At 68.6% G+C, this 17,895-nt stretch carries 16 protein-coding genes; 12 read left to right on the top strand and 4 right to left on the bottom strand.

All coding sequences use genetic code 11. The annotated features are described in order from the left end of the window. The first annotated feature begins 1 nt into the window (after position 1). The 5 genes from AQI94_RS09890 (at position 2) to AQI94_RS09875 (ending at position 7,421) form a co-directional block, all read left to right on the top strand. Positions 2-358: an SseB family protein gene (locus tag AQI94_RS09890; protein ID WP_031059023.1), complete on the top strand. Its 357-nt coding sequence runs from the start codon at positions 2-4 to the stop codon at positions 356-358. After that, positions 355-951 carry a hypothetical protein gene (locus tag AQI94_RS09885; RefSeq protein ID WP_051832936.1) on the top strand — a complete coding sequence of 199 codons (597 nt, stop codon included), beginning with the start codon at positions 355-357 and terminating at the stop codon, positions 949-951. Before AQI94_RS09890 ends, AQI94_RS09885 begins: the two co-directional genes overlap by 4 nt. Then, on the top strand, positions 951-5,696 hold the full coding sequence (locus tag AQI94_RS09880; protein ID WP_225890170.1) for a putative T7SS-secreted protein: 4,746 nt from the start codon (positions 951-953) through the stop codon (positions 5,694-5,696). Before AQI94_RS09885 ends, AQI94_RS09880 begins: the two co-directional genes overlap by 1 nt. 23 nt (positions 5,697-5,719) lie before the next feature. After that, positions 5,720-6,151: an SMI1/KNR4 family protein gene (locus tag AQI94_RS42660; protein WP_078902966.1), complete on the top strand. Its 432-nt coding sequence runs from the start codon at positions 5,720-5,722 to the stop codon at positions 6,149-6,151. A gap of 298 nt (positions 6,152-6,449) precedes the next feature. Continuing rightward, positions 6,450-7,421 carry a DUF1266 domain-containing protein gene (locus AQI94_RS09875; protein ID WP_225890169.1) on the top strand — a complete coding sequence of 324 codons (972 nt, stop codon included), beginning with the start codon at positions 6,450-6,452 and terminating at the stop codon, positions 7,419-7,421. 127 nt (positions 7,422-7,548) lie between these two features. On the opposite strand, the gene AQI94_RS09870 is transcribed toward AQI94_RS09875, so the two are convergent. From AQI94_RS09870 to AQI94_RS09860, 4 genes are read right to left on the bottom strand one after another with little or no spacing between them, the layout of a single operon-like run. Next, on the bottom strand, positions 7,549-8,208 hold the full coding sequence (locus AQI94_RS09870) for a class I SAM-dependent methyltransferase (RefSeq protein WP_031059010.1): 660 nt from the start codon (positions 8,206-8,208) through the stop codon (positions 7,549-7,551). A gap of 53 nt (positions 8,209-8,261) precedes the next feature. After that, on the bottom strand, positions 8,262-8,486 hold the full coding sequence (locus tag AQI94_RS42655; protein WP_078902964.1) for a DUF397 domain-containing protein: 225 nt from the start codon (positions 8,484-8,486) through the stop codon (positions 8,262-8,264). Continuing rightward, positions 8,470-8,670 (bottom strand): DUF397 domain-containing protein, encoded by a 201-nt coding sequence (locus tag AQI94_RS09865; protein ID WP_031059008.1) that lies wholly within the window; start codon positions 8,668-8,670, stop codon positions 8,470-8,472. Before AQI94_RS09865 ends, AQI94_RS42655 begins: the two co-directional genes overlap by 17 nt. Positions 8,671-8,678: 8 nt before the next feature. After that, positions 8,679-9,530, bottom strand: coding sequence for a helix-turn-helix domain-containing protein (locus AQI94_RS09860; RefSeq protein ID WP_031059005.1), 852 nt, complete (start codon positions 9,528-9,530; stop codon positions 8,679-8,681). A 196-nt stretch (positions 9,531-9,726) separates the two neighbouring features. On the opposite strand from AQI94_RS09860, the gene AQI94_RS09855 reads away from it, so the two are divergent. The 7 genes from AQI94_RS09855 to AQI94_RS09825 all read left to right on the top strand — a co-directional run bounded on the left by AQI94_RS09855 (position 9,727) and on the right by AQI94_RS09825 (position 17,880). Beyond that, a complete protein-coding gene (locus AQI94_RS09855) occupies positions 9,727-10,128 on the top strand; it encodes an ATP-binding protein (RefSeq protein WP_031059001.1) in 402 nt (133 codons plus the stop codon). Between the two features lie 604 nt (positions 10,129-10,732). Next, the gene (locus AQI94_RS09850) at positions 10,733-11,953 is read left to right on the top strand and encodes a M20 family metallopeptidase (protein WP_031058999.1); all 1,221 of its coding nucleotides are present in this window, start codon (positions 10,733-10,735) and stop codon (positions 11,951-11,953) included. A 288-nt stretch (positions 11,954-12,241) separates the two neighbouring features. Continuing rightward, positions 12,242-13,300 carry a BMP family lipoprotein gene (locus tag AQI94_RS09845; RefSeq protein ID WP_031058996.1) on the top strand — a complete coding sequence of 353 codons (1,059 nt, stop codon included), beginning with the start codon at positions 12,242-12,244 and terminating at the stop codon, positions 13,298-13,300. A gap of 200 nt (positions 13,301-13,500) precedes the next feature. Then, a complete protein-coding gene (locus AQI94_RS09840; protein WP_199814400.1) occupies positions 13,501-15,084 on the top strand; it encodes an ABC transporter ATP-binding protein in 1,584 nt (527 codons plus the stop codon). Then, positions 15,081-16,208: an ABC transporter permease gene (locus tag AQI94_RS09835; protein ID WP_031058990.1), complete on the top strand. Its 1,128-nt coding sequence runs from the start codon at positions 15,081-15,083 to the stop codon at positions 16,206-16,208. The genes AQI94_RS09840 and AQI94_RS09835 overlap by 4 nt, the downstream gene beginning before the upstream one ends. After that, entirely contained in the window at positions 16,208-17,491 is a 1,284-nt protein-coding gene (locus AQI94_RS09830; RefSeq protein ID WP_031058987.1) for an ABC transporter permease, read from the top strand. Before AQI94_RS09835 ends, AQI94_RS09830 begins: the two co-directional genes overlap by 1 nt. Continuing rightward, positions 17,488-17,880, top strand: a complete 393-nt coding sequence (locus AQI94_RS09825; RefSeq protein WP_031058986.1) for a cytidine deaminase — start codon at positions 17,488-17,490, stop codon at positions 17,878-17,880. Before AQI94_RS09830 ends, AQI94_RS09825 begins: the two co-directional genes overlap by 4 nt. The last annotated feature ends 15 nt before the right edge of the window (positions 17,881-17,895 follow it).

Here is a 17,895-nt window from a genome sequence, read left to right as displayed (position 1 = left end):
CGTGAGTGCCGAGGCGTTGCGGGAACGACGGGCGCAGATCGGGGAGTTCCGGCGCAGGGAGGTCCTGGTGCCGGTGGTCGACGGCTCGCTGCTGTCGGCGGAGGCGGGCGGCATTCGCTGGCTGTTTGCGTTCACGGACGTCCCCGCGCTGGAACGGTTCGCCGAGGCGCGGGGCGAGGCCGTGCCCGACCGGGTGCCGGTGTACGGGGCGCGGCTGCTGGACCAGGTGGTCCCGGCCGTGGACGGCCCGGTCGGCATCGCGGTGGACGCGGGCAGCCCGGCGGGCCTGGTCCTGCCCCCGGTGACGGGGATCGTGCCGGACGCGGTGGCTCTGGACCCCGAGGGGGCCGGGGCATGAGCGACGGCTACCAGGTCGATCCGGAGGCGATGGCACGGATCACCCGGGGCATCAACCAGGCGATGGCCGAACTGAAGGACTTCGGCTTCGACATCGAGGCGAACCTGGGCCGCGGCTTCGACGACCTCTCCATGACCGGCCTGGAGGCGGGCGACGACGCCCTCCAGCAGGTGTTCGCCGACTTCTGCGACCGCTGGGGCTGGGGCGTGCGCTCCCTGATGCAGGACGCGAACGAGTTCGCGGGCCGCTTGGGGCTGTCGGCGGGGATCTACCACGAGCAGGAGCAGTACGTCTCCGACACCCTGAAGTCGGTGTGGACGGCCGGCACAGGCAACCCCTACCTCTCCCCGGACGAGGTGAAGGAACGTTCCTGGTCGGAGACGCTGAAGGACAACCCTGTCTCGCAGGTGGCGAACGCGGACTACAGCGCGCAGTCCTTCACGTCCGGCCAGGACGAGGTGAAGGCGGCCTGGTCGCAGGCGGCGGAGGACGTCTCGACCTCGACGGTGACGCCGGACGCGTTCCTCGACCCGCGCACGGACTGGCAGTGGAGCGGGCCTCCCGCCGCGGACTCCCCGGAGGACGAGGGCTGATGGGCTTCGGGGACCTGGTCGACGACTTCGGCGACGGTCTGGAGAGCGCGGCCGACGGCCTGAACAAGGGTGTCGGCGAGGCGGTCAACTGGGGCACGGACAAGACGGCCGGCCTGCTGTCGGACGTCGGCGCGGACGGCGCGGCCGAGAAGGTCCGCGACTTCGGCGAGAGCGTCAACAACCGCCTGGGCGGCACGGTGGCGGAACGCGCCCTTGGCGAGAGCGAGGACCCGAAGGAACTGGTCCACGGCAGCCCGGGGGCGCTCCACGAACGCGCGGGCCATCTGCGCAGGTTCGCTGCGGCCTTCGAGAACGTCGGCCAGGGCATGCGCTCGCTGGACCCGGGCGAGTGGCGGGGCAGGGCCGCGGACGAGTTCCGCGCGAAGTTCGACGTCCAGCCCAAGCAGTGGCTCACGGCGGCGGACGCCTGCACCTCGGCGGCGGCCGCGCTGGAGTCGTACGCGGACATGGTGCGCTGGGCACAGGAACAGGCGCGGCTGGCGATCGACAAGTACCGGGCCGGGCAGGACGCCTCCCGTCGGGCGGCGGACGCGTACGAGGCACAGGTGTCGGCGTACAACGAGGCGGCCGACCGCTACAACGCGACCGCCGAGGCGGGCGGCGACCCGGGCGCGAAGCCGACGAAGCCCGGCGACTACGTCGACCCCGGCACGGCGGCCCGCGAGGAGGCGGAGGAGATCCTGTCCGTCGCCCGCCGCCAGCGCACGGACATGGCGCAGGACGCCGCCCGCAAGATAGCCGCGGCCCTGGAAAAGGCCCCGCCCAAGCCGGAGTTCACCGACCGGCTGGGCGCGGGCGCGGCGGACCTGTTCGTCGGCACTCAGCTCAACTCGGTCCACGTCCTGGGCGGCCTCCTGCGCGGCGGCACGGACGTCCTGAAACTGGCCCGCACGGTCAACCCCCTGGACCCGTACAACCTCACCCACCCCGGCGACTGGTCGAAGAACTCCCAACTCCTCCTTGCGGGCCTGGTAGGCACGGCGGCCCACCCGGAGCGCCTGCCGATGTCCCTGCTGGGGACGGGGTGGTCGAGCGACCCGGGGGACGCGGCGGGGTACCTCATGTCGAACCTGATCGGGGGCAAGGGCGCGGGCGGTGCGGGCCGGGCCGCGCTGAAGGACGCCCTGCGGGGAGCGGCCAAGGACGCGGCGACGGGAGCGGCGCGCAACGGCACGCGCCGGGGGCTCATGGACGTCGCCCGGGAACTGAAGTGCAAGCTGTTCGGCAGCGACCCGATCGACATGGCCACCGGCCGTATGTCGCTGCCGCAGACGGACGTGTCGCTCCCCGCCCGGCTCCCGCTGGTGTTCTCCCGCCAGTTCGAGTCGTCGTACCGGGCAGGCCGCTGGTTCGGCCCCTGCTGGACGTCGACGGCCGACCAGCGCCTGGAGATCGACGCGGAGGGGGTCGTCTTCGTCCGCGAGGACGGTTCGTTGCTGGCGTACCCGCACCCGGCCCCAGGCGTCCCGACCCTTCCCCTCGCGGGCGAGGGGTACCCCCTGACGGTCGACGAGTACGGCGACTACACGGTCACCGACCCTGCCACCGGCCGTGTGTGGGACTTCGCCGGACCGGGCGGCGACGGCAACGGCATCGCCCTGCTGTCCCAGCTCATCGACCGCTCGGGCAGCCAGTGGCTGACCTTCGAGTACGACGAGGAGGGCGCCCCGACCGGGATCGTGCACTCGGCCGGCCACGACCTGCGGATCGAGCGGTCCGGGAACCGGATCACGGCCCTGCGCCTGGCCTCCGGCGAGGACATCGAGTTGGTCCGCTTCGGCTACGACGCCGAAGGCCACCTGGCGACGGTCACGAAGTCCTCCGGCCTGCCGACGAGCTTCACCAACGACATGCTCGGCCGCATCACCGCCTGGACGGACACCAACAACTCCTCGTACCACTACGTCTACGACGACGAGGACCGCTGCGTCTCCCAGGGCGGCGAGGCGGGCCACCTGCGCTACACGTACACCTACGGCGCCCCGGACCCGACGACCGGCGACCGGACCGTCACGGCGGTCGACTCCCTGGGCCACAGCACCCTGTACGAGATCAACAGCGACGTACAGGTCACGGCGGTGACCACCCCGGACGGCGCCACGACCCGCACCACCCACGACCGCGCCCACCGCCCCCTCACGGTCACCGACCCCCTGGGCCGCACGGTGAGCTACGCCTACGACGAGGCGGGCCGCACGGTCCTGGCCGTCCGCCCGGACGGCCGTTACACCAGCGTCGCGTACAACGACCAGGGACTACCGGTCGCGGTGGCCGGCGCGGACGGCACGCATGTCGTGCAGGAGTTCGACGGGTTCGGCAACCGCACGACGGTGACCGACGCCTCGGGGACGACGACCCGCTTCACCTACGACGACCGGGGCCACCTGGAGTCCGTCACCAACGCCCTCGGGGACGTGTCGCGCGTGCACTGCGACGCGGCCGGCCTCCCCCTGGAGATCACCGACCCCCTGGGCGCGGTGACCCGCTACTCGCGCGACGCCTTCGGCCGCCCAGTACGGATCACCGACCCCACGGGAGCGGTGACGACCCTGGACTGGACGGTGGAGGGCCGCCTGTCCCGCCGCACGGCGGCGGACGGCACGACGGAATCCTGGACCTACGACGGCGAGGGCAACTGCACCACCCACACGGACGCCTCGGGCGCGGTCTCCCGCTTCGAGTACACCCACTTCGACCTCCTCGCGGCCCGTACGGGCCCGGACGGCGTGCGCTACGAGTTCGCCCACGACACGGAACTGCGCCTGACGAAGGTCACCAACCCGCAGGGCCTGACCTGGTCCTACGAGTACGACCCAGCGGGCCGCCTCGTCTCGGAAACGGACTTCGACGACCGCACGCTGACCTACGAGCACGACCCGGCAGGCCAGCTGACCACCAGCACCACGGCATCCGGCGCCCCGATCACCTTCTCCCGTGACGTCCTGGGCCGGGTGATCCGCAAGGAGGCGGCCGGGTCGGTCACCACCTACGCCTACGACCTGTCGGGCGCCCTGGCGGAGGCGAGTGGCCCGGACGCGGTCCTGCGACTGCACCGGGACGAGGCGGGCCGGGTGCGGTCGGAGGCGGTGAACGACCGCACGCTCACCTACACCTACGACGAGCTGGGCCGCAGAACGAGCCGCACGACCCCCACCGGCGCGACGACGACCTGGTCGTACGACGCGTCGGGCAACCGCACCGGCATGGTGGTGTCGGGCCGCACCCTCAACTTCACCCACGACGAGGCGGGCCGCGAACTGACCCGCCACATAGGCGAGTCGGTGACCCTGACCCAGTCCTTCGACCCGTTGGGCCGCCTGACGAAACAGGACCTGGTAGGCCCCACCGGCAACCGCCTCCAGCACCGCGCGTACACCTACCGCCCCGACGGCAACCTCACGGCCATCGACGACCACCTGAACGGCGCGCGGGAGTTCACCCTGGACGGGGCGGGCCGTGTGACGGCGGTCCACGCGGCGAACTGGACGGAGACGTACGCGTACGACGAGGCGGGCAACCAGACTTCAGCCTCCTGGCCGGCCGACCACCCGAGCAGCGAATCGACCGGGTCTCGGGACTACGTGGGCACCCGCATCACCCGAGCCGGCTCCGTCCGCTACGAACACGACGAAGCGGGCCGCGTCACCCTCCGCCAGAAGACCCGCCTCTCCCGCAAGCCGGACACATGGCGCTACGAATGGGACGCGGAGGACCGCCTGACGTCGGTGACGACCCCCGACGGCACCCGCTGGCGCTACCGCTACGACCCGCTGGGCCGAAGAATCGCGAAGCAGCGCCTGGCCCCGGACGGCGAATCGGTCCTGGAACAGGTGGACTTCACCTGGGACGGCACAACGCTCTGCGAACAGACGACGAGGTCCCCGTCCGTCCCCAACCCGGTCACCCTGACCTGGGACCACCAGGGCCTGCACCCGATCGCCCAGACGGAACGCATCACGGCGCCCGACGCCCCCCAGGACGAAATCGACTCCCGCTTCTTCGCCATAGTCACGGACCTGGTCGGCACCCCCACGGAACTCATCGACGAGTCCGGCGACATAGCCTGGCGCACCCGAAGCACCCTGTGGGGCACGACGGCCTGGGCCGCGGACAGCACGGCGTACACCCCGCTGCGCTTCCCGGGGCAGTACTTCGACCCTGAGACGGGGCTGCATTACAACTACTTCCGCTACTACGACCCCGGGACGGCCCGCTACCTCACGCCAGACCCGCTAGGCCTTACTCCGGCCCCCAACCCGGCCGCTTACGTCGACAACCCCCTGTCTTGGACCGACCCCCTCGGGCTCACCCCCTGCGAAGACGCCGCGAGAAAGGCGGCCGAGAAGAAGGAGACCGTTCTCGGCGAGACTGTGCCAACCCGCGCTGAAGCTTCCGTGGGCAGCGCTCCGGACTACAACTACAAACGGACTTTCTTTCAGGCCAATCCGAAACTCATAGGCGAGGTGGTCGTGCATCATGCTATCGAGCAGCAAATAATCAAACGTTACCCCGGATTGTTCTCGGCTGGAGAGATACACTCGCTGGAAAATCTTCGAGGGATACCGAAAGGTGACATAAATAGTCGCGTGCACCTCAGCGAGATACGCGTTTCATGGAATCGATTCTACGATGCACATCCCAACCCGACCCGCCAGCAAGTACTCGATCACGTTACTCATGTCGATGATATGCTTGGCCATTGGTTCAGTCCGCGCATCAGGTAGTACGGTACCGTTAGAGGATTCGTATGTGGCGTGAAGTAGCCCTTGGGTTTGTGAACGTAGAGTTGCATGATCCGGCCGCTGAAGAGGCGCTCCTTCTGATTGAAGAACGGCTTGGTCAGGCGATTCCGCCGCCCCTTCGGTCTCTTCTTGCGGAGACTGACGGAATTAATGCCGAGTATGGGGTCGAGATTGTCTGGGCAGCCGAGCGGATACTCTCAGAGAATACCTCGCTCCGTAATGATGAGCAGTTCAGGAAGCTCTACATGCCATTCGATCCGCTTTTCTTTTTCGGTGATAACGGTGGCGGAGATCAGTTCGCCTTCGTTCGAACGCCCGAAAGGGAAGATGTATTCGTCTGGGATCACGAAACAGACAGCAGGAACTGGATCTCTCCCTCTCTTGAGAGCTTCGTGCGGAGAGCTCTGGGGAGCAGTGGTGAAGACTGGTATCGCTGACGCGGTTCTGGTCTAAAGAGATTCGAGTGTCGATGAAAATGTTGGGTTAACCATGTCCTTCGGGCCTCCTCTCGCCGGCTTCAGGCATCCCGTTCCACCTGCCTGGACCCCTCCCTCAGACGTCGAGCAGGCGCTGCTAAGCGCCAAGTCCCTCGGGGACTGGCCTGCTTACTTCGAAACCCTTGCGCGGAACCGGCTGTACTTCGAGGTCGGGCAAAAGGAGGAGGATGCCAGGTTCACTCGTGGTCTTGTGCCGTTCAGGCGGGATCCCCGGATCGCCGGAGGGTGGGTCTGGCCGGTGTACACCGAGGGTGTGCTGCCCGCCCCCGAACCGGACCGCGTCTTCGACTGGAAGAAGCTCAAGTGGATAGCCCAGGACATGAATTCCAGCTATCCGACGACGATCGTCGTGAACCCGGACACTCCATGCGAGGCATTCCTGCCGACCGCGCCCCCGCACTCGTGGGCGTGGGCCAAGTACGCAAAGCAGAGCGACGGCCCCTCGGACGCGGCGGCGCTGCGGACCCTGCGGGTGGGCGGCCCCTTGCAGGGACCCGTTGCGCACGGACTGGCCTGCGGCGCCCATCTCATCGTCAACCAGGGCCGGTTCTGGAACGCCTTGGCCTACCACGGCCACGGATACCGCGCTGACCGTCGGACACTGCGCACCTGGTGGGGCATCACCAGCCGCCAGCAATGGCAGTCCCAGCAGCGCGCCCTGCTCGCCACCGACGGCGCCCGCCCGGTCTGGGAATTCACCCTTGGCCTGCGCCGCGCCCTCGCTCGCGACACCGGCGGCCGCGTCGAGAACGGCGCCTGGTGGGACACGGCCGCCAACGTCCTGCATCGCCGTGAAGGCGCCCCTACCTCCACCGCCGAGACCGAGGCACATATCAAGGACGTTCAGCACCTCATCGGCCGTATCACCCGCTACGAGGCCCGTATGCGTGCTGACGGCATCCTCGGAGAGGGGCAGTTCGTCGGCTCCGTCGACGCCTGGGACCTCGGCCGGGCCTCCTGTATGGCCCGCTGGGGCGTCAGTACCCGCTACGGCGACCTGGCGGAGGCGGAGGCGGCCGTCGTCGAGGCCGGGTACCGCGCGGCGCACTGTTACGGGTCCTGGGAGGACTTCTCAGCGGGCTTCATCCTCGGCCGCTGTCTGCACTTCGACGACGAGAAGTTCGGAAGTTGGTATCAGGAAATGGTCACGGTCCACAAAATCCTCACCTCGGACCCGGGCAGCCCCTGGCTCAACATTCCCTTCCGGTAGCGCCTCACCGGTGCTGCCGTGGCTTACTAGATCGTCCGGTCAAGGTAGATCCGTTCTTACGTAGATTGCGTCTCACGTAGATCGAGTCTTGCTTCAGCGCTTGCCGTTTGCGCACGGCCGATGCGTCCTACATCGGTTTGCGTGCCACCAAGTACGCGCGGGCCAGCTTCTCCTCGCCGAGGGGTTCCCTGAGTACCCGCAGGATCACCTGGAAGCCCGCCTTGGTCAGGGGCTCGGCCACCGCTTCCGGGGTGCGGAGGTAGTAGTCCAGGGAGATCTTGTGGCCGAAGCGTTCGTCGAGGTGCATGTGGGTGCCGCCGGGCTCGTACTGGAAGCCGATCAGGGCGTGGGCGCCGGGGGCGAGGACGCGGTGGAACTCCGCGAAGGCCGTCAGGAGGTGGTCGTCCGGGACGTGGATGATCGAGTAGAGGGCCGTGATGCCGCCCAACGTCTCTGACGGTAGGTCCAGCGACGTCATCGAGCCCACATGGAAGCGGAGCTCCGGGTGGGCCCTGCGGGCCAGTTCCACCATCTTCGGGGAGACGTCCACACCGAAGACCCGAATGCCGAGGTCGTGGAGCGCCGCGGTCACGTGGCCCGGGCCGCTGCCGATGTCGGCCACCGGGCCGGCGTTCTGCTCCCTCACCAGCTCCGCGAAGCCCGTGATCTGGGCTCTGTCCAGCGTCGGGATGCCGGCCCAGTCGGAGAACTGCTGGGTGTAGGGCTCGGCGATCGTGTCGTACGCGGTTCGGGTGGCCCGTATGAAGTCGGGGATGTCGGCGTTCACGGGCTGCACCCTAGTGGGGCGTCACGGGGTGGCGGGTGGTGTTTCCCTGACGGTCATCTGGGGGCGTGGTACGGGGACTTCAAGCCTTCGAGGAAGGCGATGAAGGGTCTGGGTGGGAAGGTGAGAGTGGCTCTGGCCGGGGCCTTTGAGTCGCGGACGGCTATGTGGGAGTGCAGGTTCGCGATCTCCACGCAGGCGTTGCCGTCGCCGCCGCCGGTGTAGCTCGACTTCTGCCATGGGGGGGTGTGAGGGGCATGGGGGTCATCGGAGGGAGTCATGCCGGGACTTCAGCGATTCGAGGAACGGGGCGAAGGCTTCGGTCGGGAAGCTGAGAGTGGCTCTGGTCGGGGCCTTGGAGTCGCGGATTGCTATGTGAGTGGTTCGGTTCGCGATCTCCACGCAGGCGTTGCCCTCGCCGCCGCCGGAGTAGCTCGACTTCTGCCAGTAGTCAGGGGTGGTCATGGTGCTCCTCACAGCTCCTTGATCAGGGTGTGGATGAAGTCGCGCGACCGGTCGGGGTCGAGTGACACGCTCTCCAGCCTACGGAAGAGTGCTCGGAAGCGGGCGAGTTGGGCCTCGGCGTCAACGAAGGCCGTGCCGTGGGGTCCGTCGCGGACGACCGTGTCCAGCTTGGGGACGGCGCCACCCGCGTACACCATGGCGCTCCCGGCTCCGGCGAAGGCGTCCAGGTCGAAGGGGATGATGCGGACGACCACGTGATCCGCTTCCGAGAGCGCCTGGATGCGGGCGAGTTGAGCTCGCGCGCCGGAACGGTCGCCGACTCTGATGCGCAGTGCCGCTTCGTGGATCACGGCTTCGTACGGGATCGGGTCGGGGCGCTCGATGATGACCCGTCGCTTCATCCGGTGCTCCACTCGAAGGTCCACCTCACTCGGAGGGAACTCCGCGTTCACGTAGGAGAAGAGCGCTCTGGCGTAGTCCTCGGTCTGCAACAGTCCCGGGATGTGGAGGAAGTCCACGTCCCACCGATGACTGGCGTGGTACTCCAGCTCGGCGAGATCCAGATAGGGGGTGGGGAGCCGCTCCTGGTACTCCTCCCACCAGCCGTGTGTCCGGTCGGTGGCCATGGTTACGAGAGCGTCGATCAACTCGCCGTCCGAGCAGGCGTAGTTGGCGGCCATGGCCCGCAGTCGTTTCTCGCTGACGCCCGCGAGTGCCTTCTCGATCTGACTGATCTGGGCCGAGCTCACCCCTAGCGATGCCGCTGCCTCGCGGCCCGTGATGCCGGCTGCGTCGCGAAGCCTGCGCAGCTCGGTTGCCAGCCGTAGTTGACGTGCTGTCGGCTCGCCCCTCAGCGCCACCGTGGCTCCTCTCGACGCACCTTCAGGAGTGACTCGTTCGGGGTCAGATTACGCGACCTGCTTGCAGGACTTAGAAATCTATACCTACTCTCGGTGATGTAACGCACACTCTGCGGAAGTGCACCGCTTCGTCCTGTCGTGACGCTTGCGGCGATGCCACCGCCCCGAACTCCCGCCACCGAACTGGAGCTGGCGCATGCCAGAGACCGAGCTCTGGGAGTACACCCTCTACATCCCGAACGACCTCCGAGCCGTCACCGTCGCCCGCCGCACCCTCCGGCTCATCCTGACGATGCACGGCCTGATCCGCCTCGTCGACACCGCGGAGCTGCTCGCCGCGGAGCTGGTCTCCAATGCCGTACGGCATAGCAAGGGGCCCGCCGCTCTGCGGGTGCGATGGGCGGCGGGAGTGCTGCGGATCGGGGCGTGGGACGCCGATCCCGGGCCTCCGGAGCCGCCCGGTGAGTTCGGGCTGTCGGGGGAGGAGAGGAGGGGGCTGGCGTTGGTCAAGGCCTGCGCTGACTTGTGGGGGTGGCAGCCGCTGGCCAGGCACGGCAACCGGGGGAAGTTCGTGTGGTGTGAGCTGGCCGCCGCCTAGGCGTGGCCGTGGGCTGCCCGCTTCTCGGTGAGCGTCGTCCTTCCGTGAGCCAAGTCAAGGGCGCTTCGCGTCGGCTGCGCCGATGGCCCTGGCCACCCCTGGCACGGCTCACTCCAGCACGGGGAAGAGGCGAGCGGGCGGCGTGGGGGCGAGGTCGGCTGTACGTCGAGGCAGGCGGGGTGCTTCACGGGGCGGGCTGAAGTGCCCCGAGTGCAGGCAAGGGCGGACAGGGCCGACTCGGAGTGAATCTCTTCCATGGGTCCGGTCGCAGGCGGCCCGCCCGGCACAGCTCCATGCGGCCTCACCCCGTCGGCCCCAGGACGCACCCGCCCACCACCCCGGATCACTCCACGTGACTGCCGAGTAATCGACCGTGACGAACCCGCTCCCGTCCCCACCGTGTCCCAATGCCGTTTCGACAGATGAACAGAGCCGCCGGGCGCAAGCCCAGCGTGGTATGTGTGGGAAAAGAGGTTCCTACCCACCTCAAATAACGTCCATGCGTCGAGCGGCCAGATTTTCTTCCCACGGCGGGTTGAAGTTTTGTTGATCGCGGGTCGGTTGGTCGCCCCGGCGTCCTACCCTTTAGAGGGTGAAGCAACTGATGTCACTGGAGTCCGAGGTCGATCTGCCCGGGGAAGCCGTGCTTCCCGGCGTGCTGAGCGAGGAACTGCACGCCGAACTCGTACTGTTCCGACGCGACTTGCACATGCACCCGGAGCTCGGCAACCAGGAGTTCCGCACCACCGCGGCGATCAAGGAGCGACTGGAGCGGGCCGGGCTGAAGCCGCGGGTGCTCGCCGTCGGGACCGGGCTCGTGTGTGACATCGGGGAGTGGGACGGCGGGCGGCCCATGCTCGCCCTGCGCGCCGACATCGACGGTCTGCCCATCCCGGACATGAAGACCGAGTGCGCGTACCGCTCGACCGTGCCCGATCGGGCGCATGCCTGTGGGCACGATGTGCACACCGCCGTCGTGCTCGGTGCCGGGCTCGTGCTGGCCGAACTCGAAAAGAAGGGCCTGCTGCCGCGGCCCGTGCGGCTGATCTTCCAGCCCGCCGAGGAGGTGCTGCCCGGCGGTGCCGCCGACGCCATCGACTGCGGGGTGCTGGAGGGGGTCGGCAAGATGCTCGCCGTGCACTGCGACCCGCGGGTCGACGCCGGAAGGATCGGGCTGCGGACCGGGGCCATCACCTCCGCCTGCGACCGGCTGGAGATCGCGCTCGACGGACCCGGCGGACACACCGCCCGGCCGCACCTCACCACCGACCTCGTCACCGCCGCCGCCCGCGTGGTCACCGACGTGCCCGCGATCGTCGGCCGGCGGGTCGACACCCGTGCCGGGCTCGCCGTGACCTGGGGGCGGATCGAGTCGGGGCACGCCCCGAACGTCATCCCGCAGCACGCCGAGCTCTCCGGGACCGTGCGCTGCCTCGACATCGACGCCTGGCGGCAGGCGCCGGACATCGTCGTGGCCGCGATCGACGAGGTCGCCAATCTGCACGGGGCCAAATCCGAGATCAACTACGTGCGGGGTGTGCCCCCCGTCGTCAACGACGCGGACGTCACCGAGCTGATCCGCGAGGCCATGACCACGCGGCGCGGCACCGACTCGGTCGAGAGCACCGAGCAGAGCCTGGGCGGCGAGGACTTCTCCTGGTACCTCCAGCACGTCCCCGGCGCCATGGCCCGCCTCGGAGTACGCACCCCGGGGGAGCGGACCGTGCGCGACCTCCACCAGGGCGACTTCGACGCCGATGAGTCCGCCATCACCGTGGGTGTGGAGCTGTTCACGGCGGCGGCCCTGCTGGACGCCGCACAGTGATCCGAGCGTGACGGACGGCCCCCACGGGGGCCGTTCCGCCGACCGGCGCAACAGGGTCGTAAGCCAATCGTGCGCACATCGAAATCCCGGTGTGCGACAGCGCCAGAGCCTCAGTTCAGACGCTGTTTGCCTCGAATCGATAACGGCTTCGGAGTAGGTCTGTTTCCGACATCTACGCGCGTTACGATGCCGCGAAGCCAACGCCGCAGGGGCGTTCAGGCCCGGGCACTGGCATGGTGCTCACATGAAGCGCCGACAAGGCGCTCAGGTCAGGTGAAGGAGCCTCCCGTGCGCCGGGTAGCCAAGCTTTCCGCTGCGTGTATCGCCACCGCAGCTCTCGCACTGACTGCCACTGCCTGTGGCAGCACTTCCAACGATGACGACAGCTCGTCGTCCGCCTCCTCGGGCAGCGGCAAGGGCGGCATCAAGATCGGCCTCGCCTACGACGTCGGCGGCCGTGGTGACCGTTCCTTCAACGACTCCGCCGCGCGCGGTGCCGACAAGGCCGCGAAGGAGTTCGGCGGCTCCCTCAAGGAGCTGACCGCCAAGAGCACCGACACCGAGGCCGACCGCGAGCAGCGCCTGACCGACCTCGCCGATGCGGGCTACAACCCGATCGTCGCAGTCGGCTTCTCCTACGCCACCTCGGTCGACAAGGTCGCCGCGAAGTACCCGAAGGTCAACTTCGGTCTCATCGACGCGGTCGCGAAGGCCAAGAACGTCGACAGCATCACGTTCACCGAGGAGCAGGGTTCCTACCTGGCCGGTGTCGCCGCGGCGCTGAAGACCAAGAAGGACCACGTCGGCTTCATCGGCGGCGTGGACACCCCGCTGATCAAGAAGTTCGAGGCGGGCTACGCGCAGGGCGTCAAGGACACCAACCCCAAGGTCAAGGTCGACGTCCAGTACCTGACCCACGGCTCGGACTTCTCCGGCTTCGCCGACCCCGCCAAGGGCAAGGAGGCCGCGTCCGGCATGCTCGACAACGGCGCCGACGTGATCTACGCCGCGGCCGGCTCCTCCGGCAACGGCTCGATCGAGGCCGTCTCCGGCGTCAAGGGCGCCTGGGCCATCGGCGTGGACTCGGACCAGTACAACATCCCGGGTCTGGCCAAGTTCAAGAACTCGATCCTGACCTCGATGGTCAAGAACGTCGACGTCGGTGTCTACGACTTCATCAAGTCCGTCCACGAGGGCAAGCCGCTGACCGGCAACCAGATCTACTCCCTCGCCAAGGGCGGTGTCAGCCTCTCCACCAGCGGTGGCTTCATCGACGACATCCAGCCCAAGCTGGACGAGGCGAAGAAGAAGATCGTCGACGGCACCATCACGGTCAAGACCAGCTGACCTGACGGTTCCCGCCGGAACCCGGGCTCGGCGAGGGGGCCTCGACAACCCCCTCGTCGAGCCATAACAATGTGTCAACTCTACGCGTGTAGCACGGAGTTGCCGCGCTAGCGTCGCCGACGCCTGCCCTCCCCTACGCAGCCCCTTTTCCCCGAGGAGAGTGCGCCATCAACGCGTCCAGCCCTCCCGCTGCCGTCGAACTGCGCGGCATCACCAAGCGATTCCCAGGCGTCGTCGCCAACAAGGACATCGACATCACCGTCCGCACGGGCACCGTCCATGCCCTCTGCGGCGAGAACGGTGCCGGCAAGTCCACCTTGATGAAGATCCTCTACGGCATGCAGCAGCCGGACGAGGGCACCATCACGGTGAACGGCGAGACGGTCACCTTCCACACCCCCGCCGACGCCATCGCCCGCGGCATCGGCATGGTGCATCAGCACTTCATGCTCGCCGACAACCTCACCGTCCTGGAGAACGTCGTCCTGGGCGCGGAGAAGCTGTACGGCATCGGCGGCAAGGCCCGCGCGAAGATCAGGGAGATCTCCGACGCGTACAGCCTGAACGTCCGCCCCGACGTCCTCCTCGAGGAGCTCGGTGTCGCCGACCGCCAGCGCGTGGAGATCCTCAAGGTCCTCTACCGCGGCGCCAAGACACTGATCCTCGACGAGCCCACCGCCGTCCTCGTGCCCCAGGAGGTCGACGCCCTCTTCGACAACCTGCGGGAGCTGAAGGCGGAAGGTCTCACGGTCATCTTCATCTCGCACAAGCTGGGTGAAGTCCTCTCCGTCGCCGACGAGATCACCGTCATCCGCCGCGGCACCACCGTCGGCACCGTCGAGCCCGCGGGCACCACGACCAAGCAGCTCGCCGAGCTCATGGTCGGCAGCGAACTGCCCACCCCGGCGACCGAGGAGTCCACGGTCACGGACGTCCCGCTGCTCAAGGTGGACGGCCTGCGCCTGGCCCAGACCGACCTTGACGGCGTCGAGCGGATCATCCTCGACGACATCTCCTTCACCATCCACCAGGGCGAGGTCCTCGGCATCGCCGGCGTCGAGGGCAACGGCCAGTCCGAGCTGGTCGAGGCCATCATGGGCATCCGTGCCCTGAACTCCGGCACGATCGCCCTCGACGGCAAGGACATCTCCCACATCCCCACCCGCCACCGCCGCGAGGCCGGCGTCGGCTACATCCCCGAGGACCGCCACCGCCACGGCCTGCTCCTCGAGGCCCCGCTGTGGGAGAACCGCATCCTCGGCCATGTCACCGAGAAGCCCAACTCCCGCGGCCAGCTCCTCGACATCAAGGGCGCCCGCACCGACACCGAGCGCATCATCCAGGCGTACGACGTCCGCACCCCCGGCATCGACGTCACCGCCGCCTCGCTGTCCGGCGGCAACCAGCAGAAGCTGATCGTCGGCCGCGAGATGAGCCACGCGCCCAAGCTGCTCATCGCCGCCCACCCGACGCGCGGCGTGGACGTCGGCGCGCAGGCCGCGATCTGGGACCACATCCGCGAGGCCCGCCGCGAGGGCCTGGCCGTGCTGCTGATCTCCGCCGACCTGGACGAGCTCATCGGCCTGTCCGACACCCTGCGGGTGATGTACCGCGGCCGACTGGTCGCCGACGCCGACCCCGCCACCATCACCCCCGAGGAGCTGGGCTCCGCCATGACCGGCGCGGCCACCGGTCACCTGGAGCACGCAGAGGGCTCCGCAGACGACTCCGCAGGGGACTCCGCAGCGATCTCCGCCGAGGACGACGAGGACGACGCCCGATGAACAAGCTGACCCAACGCATCGACAAGGAGCGGCTGCTCCTCGGCATCGCGGCCCCGCTGCTCGCGGTCGTCGCCGCGCTCGTCGTCACCACCCTGGTCATCCTCGCCACCGGCAAGAACCCGGGTGCCGCCTTCAGCGACATGCTGACCTACGGCTCCGCCAGCGACAGCCAGGTCTACATCCTCAACAAGGCGACGACGTACTACCTGGCGGGCGTCTCGGTGGCCATCGGCTTCCGGATGAACCTGTTCAACATCGGCGTCGACGGCCAGTACCGCATCGCCGCGTTCTTCGCCGCGGTCCTCGGCGGCGCGCTGACCACGCCGGGCTGGATCTCCATCCCGCTGATCATCCTGTGCGCCATGGCCACCGGTGCCGTGTGGGCGGGCATCGCGGGCGTGCTGAAGGTGACCCGCGGGGTCAGCGAGGTCATCTCGACGATCATGCTCAACGCGATCGCCACCGCGATCATCGCCTACCTGCTCCAGCCCGGGAAGCTCGCCGAGCTCCAGGCCGGCGGCACGGTCGTGTCGACCAAGCCGCTGCCGGAGTCGTCGTACTTCTTCCAGATCGACACCGGCGCCGCGGGCGAGCTGTGGGGCTTCATCGTCATCGCCGTGATCGTCGGCATCGCGTACTGGTTCGTGCTCGGCCGCACCCGCTTCGGCTTCGACCTGCGCACCGTCGGCCAGTCCGAGAGCGCCGCCGCCGCGAGCGGTGTCTCGGTGAAGAAGATGATCGCGACCAGCATGCTCATCTCCGGAGCCATCGCCGGTCTGATCGGCATGCCGACCCTGCTCAACGACAGCCACCAGTTCAGCAACGACTTCCCCGTGGGCATCGGCTTCACCGGTATCGCCATCGCCCTGCTCGGCCGCAACAACCCGGTCGGCATCGCGCTGGGCGCCCTGCTGTGGGGCTTCCTGGAGCGCACCACCAACCACCTGGAGTTCGAGGGCTACGACAAGGAGATCCTCGGCGTGATCCAGGGCGTCATCGTCCTGTGCGTCGTCATCGCCTACGAGGTCGTACGCCGTTACGGGCTCAAGCGTCAGCAGCAGCGGGTCGGCGCCGAGCTCGCCGCCCAGGCCGCCACCCGGACCCAGAAGCAGGAGGTGGCGTGATGACTGCCACGATGACCGACACGCCGCCCCCCGCGGCACCCAAGGCGGACACCGCCACCCGGTCGGGCCGCTCGCTCGGCCAGATCCTGATGATCGTCGCCGGCGCGCTGCTGCTGGTCGCAGCAGTCCGCGTCATCTCCGGCTCCGACCAGCTCACCTCCGAGGGCCAGGTCTCCGCCGCCCTCAGCCTCGCCGTGCCGATCGGCCTCGCCGGTCTCGCCGGCCTGTGGTCCGAGCGCTCCGGTGTGGTCAACATCGGCCTCGAAGGCATGATGATCCTCGGCACCTTCGGCGCCGGCTGGATCGGCTGGCAGTCCAGCCCCTGGCTCGGCCTGCTGTGCGGTGTCGGCTTCGGCATCGTCGGCGGTCTGCTGCACGCGGTCGCGACCGTCACCTTCGGCGTCGACCACATCGTCTCCGGTGTCGCGATCAACCTGCTCGCCCTCGGCACCACCCAGTACCTCGCCAAGCTCTTCTTCGTGGACGGCAAGGCGGCCGACGCGGGCGGCAACCCCAAGCAGTCCCCGCCCGTCGACTCCCTGCCCACCTTCGATGTCCCGGGGCTGTCCAGCGGGCTGCACTCGATCGAGAACCACCACTGGTTCCTGATCTCCGACATCGCCGGCATCCTCGGCGGCCTGTTCACCGACCTGTCCGTGGTGACGGTCCTGGCGGTCGCGCTGTTCGTCGGCAGCTGGTGGCTGCTGTGGCGCACCTCGTTCGGTCTGCGGCTGCGCTCCTGCGGCGAGAACCCGATCGCCGCCGAGTCCCTCGGTGTCAACGTCTACAAGTACAAGTACATGGCCGTGGCCGTCTCCGGTGGCCTCGCCGGCCTCGGCGGCGCCTTCCTGGCCCTGGTCACCTCGCACAGCTACCTCGAAGGCCAGACCGGCGGCCGCGGTTACATCGGTCTCGCCGCGATGATCTTCGGCAACTGGCGGCCCGGCGGTCTCGCCATGGGCGCGGGCCTGTTCGGCTACTCCGACGCGCTCCAGCTGCGCAACGGCGGCGAGACCGTCCACGCGCTGCTGCTCCTGCTGTTCGTGCTGCTGCTCGCGATGGCCGGCTGGAAGCTGTACAAGAAGGCGCACTGGCAGGGCGGCATCAGCCTCCTGGTGGCCGCCGGCGTCCTGGTCTGGTACCTGGTCACCGACGAGGTCCCGAGCGACTTCGTGGGCGCCACCCCGTACGTCGTCACCCTGCTGGTGCTGTCGCTGTCCGCGCAGCGCCTGCGGATGCCCAAGGCGGACGGCATGCGCTACCGGAAGGGCCAGGGCAAGTGACGGGCGTCGACTGGGGTGCGCTGCGGGCGGCGGCCCGGGACGCCATGTCCCGGGCGTACGCCCCGTACTCCGGCTACCCGGTCGGCGTCGCCGCCCTGGTCGACGACGGCCGCACGATCACCGGCTGCAACGTCGAGAACGCCTCCTACGGCCTCGGCCTGTGCGCCGAGTGCGGTCTGGTCTCGGAGCTGCACAACTCGGGGGGCGGCCGGCTCACGCACTTCACCTGCGTGGACGGCCGGGGCGAGGTCCTCGTCCCCTGCGGCCGCTGCCGTCAGCTGCTGTACGAGTTCGGCGGCCCGGACCTGCTCCTGGAGACCCCGGCGGGGATCCTGCCGCTGTCCGAGATGCTCCCGCAGGCCTTCGGGCCTGAGCATCTCACCAAGTAATTCTCGGAAGGAAAG

The organism is Streptomyces pseudovenezuelae (assembly GCF_001513955.1).
Classification (GTDB): domain Bacteria; phylum Actinomycetota; class Actinomycetes; order Streptomycetales; family Streptomycetaceae; genus Streptomyces; species Streptomyces pseudovenezuelae.
This window is presented reverse-complemented; position numbering and strand designations above follow the sequence as displayed.

Excerpts from the sequence above, each read along its gene's own strand:
- AQI94_RS09885 (WP_051832936.1), top strand. The coding sequence starts at position 355 with ATGAGCGACGGCTACCAGGTCGATCCGGAGGCGATGGCACGGATCACC.
- AQI94_RS42660 (WP_078902966.1), top strand. The coding sequence starts at position 5,720 with ATGTGGCGTGAAGTAGCCCTTGGGTTTGTGAACGTAGAGTTGCATGAT.
- AQI94_RS09835 (WP_031058990.1), top strand. The coding sequence starts at position 15,081 with ATGAACAAGCTGACCCAACGCATCGACAAGGAGCGGCTGCTCCTCGGC.
- AQI94_RS09865 (WP_031059008.1), bottom strand. The coding sequence starts at position 8,670 with ATGACCACCCCTGACTACTGGCAGAAGTCGAGCTACTCCGGCGGCGGC.
- AQI94_RS09855 (WP_031059001.1), top strand. The coding sequence starts at position 9,727 with ATGCCAGAGACCGAGCTCTGGGAGTACACCCTCTACATCCCGAACGAC.
- AQI94_RS09830 (WP_031058987.1), top strand. The coding sequence starts at position 16,208 with ATGACTGCCACGATGACCGACACGCCGCCCCCCGCGGCACCCAAGGCG.
- AQI94_RS09850 (WP_031058999.1), top strand. The coding sequence starts at position 10,733 with ATGTCACTGGAGTCCGAGGTCGATCTGCCCGGGGAAGCCGTGCTTCCC.
- AQI94_RS09880 (WP_225890170.1), top strand. The coding sequence starts at position 951 with ATGGGCTTCGGGGACCTGGTCGACGACTTCGGCGACGGTCTGGAGAGC.
- AQI94_RS42655 (WP_078902964.1), bottom strand. The coding sequence starts at position 8,486 with ATGACTCCCTCCGATGACCCCCATGCCCCTCACACCCCCCCATGGCAG.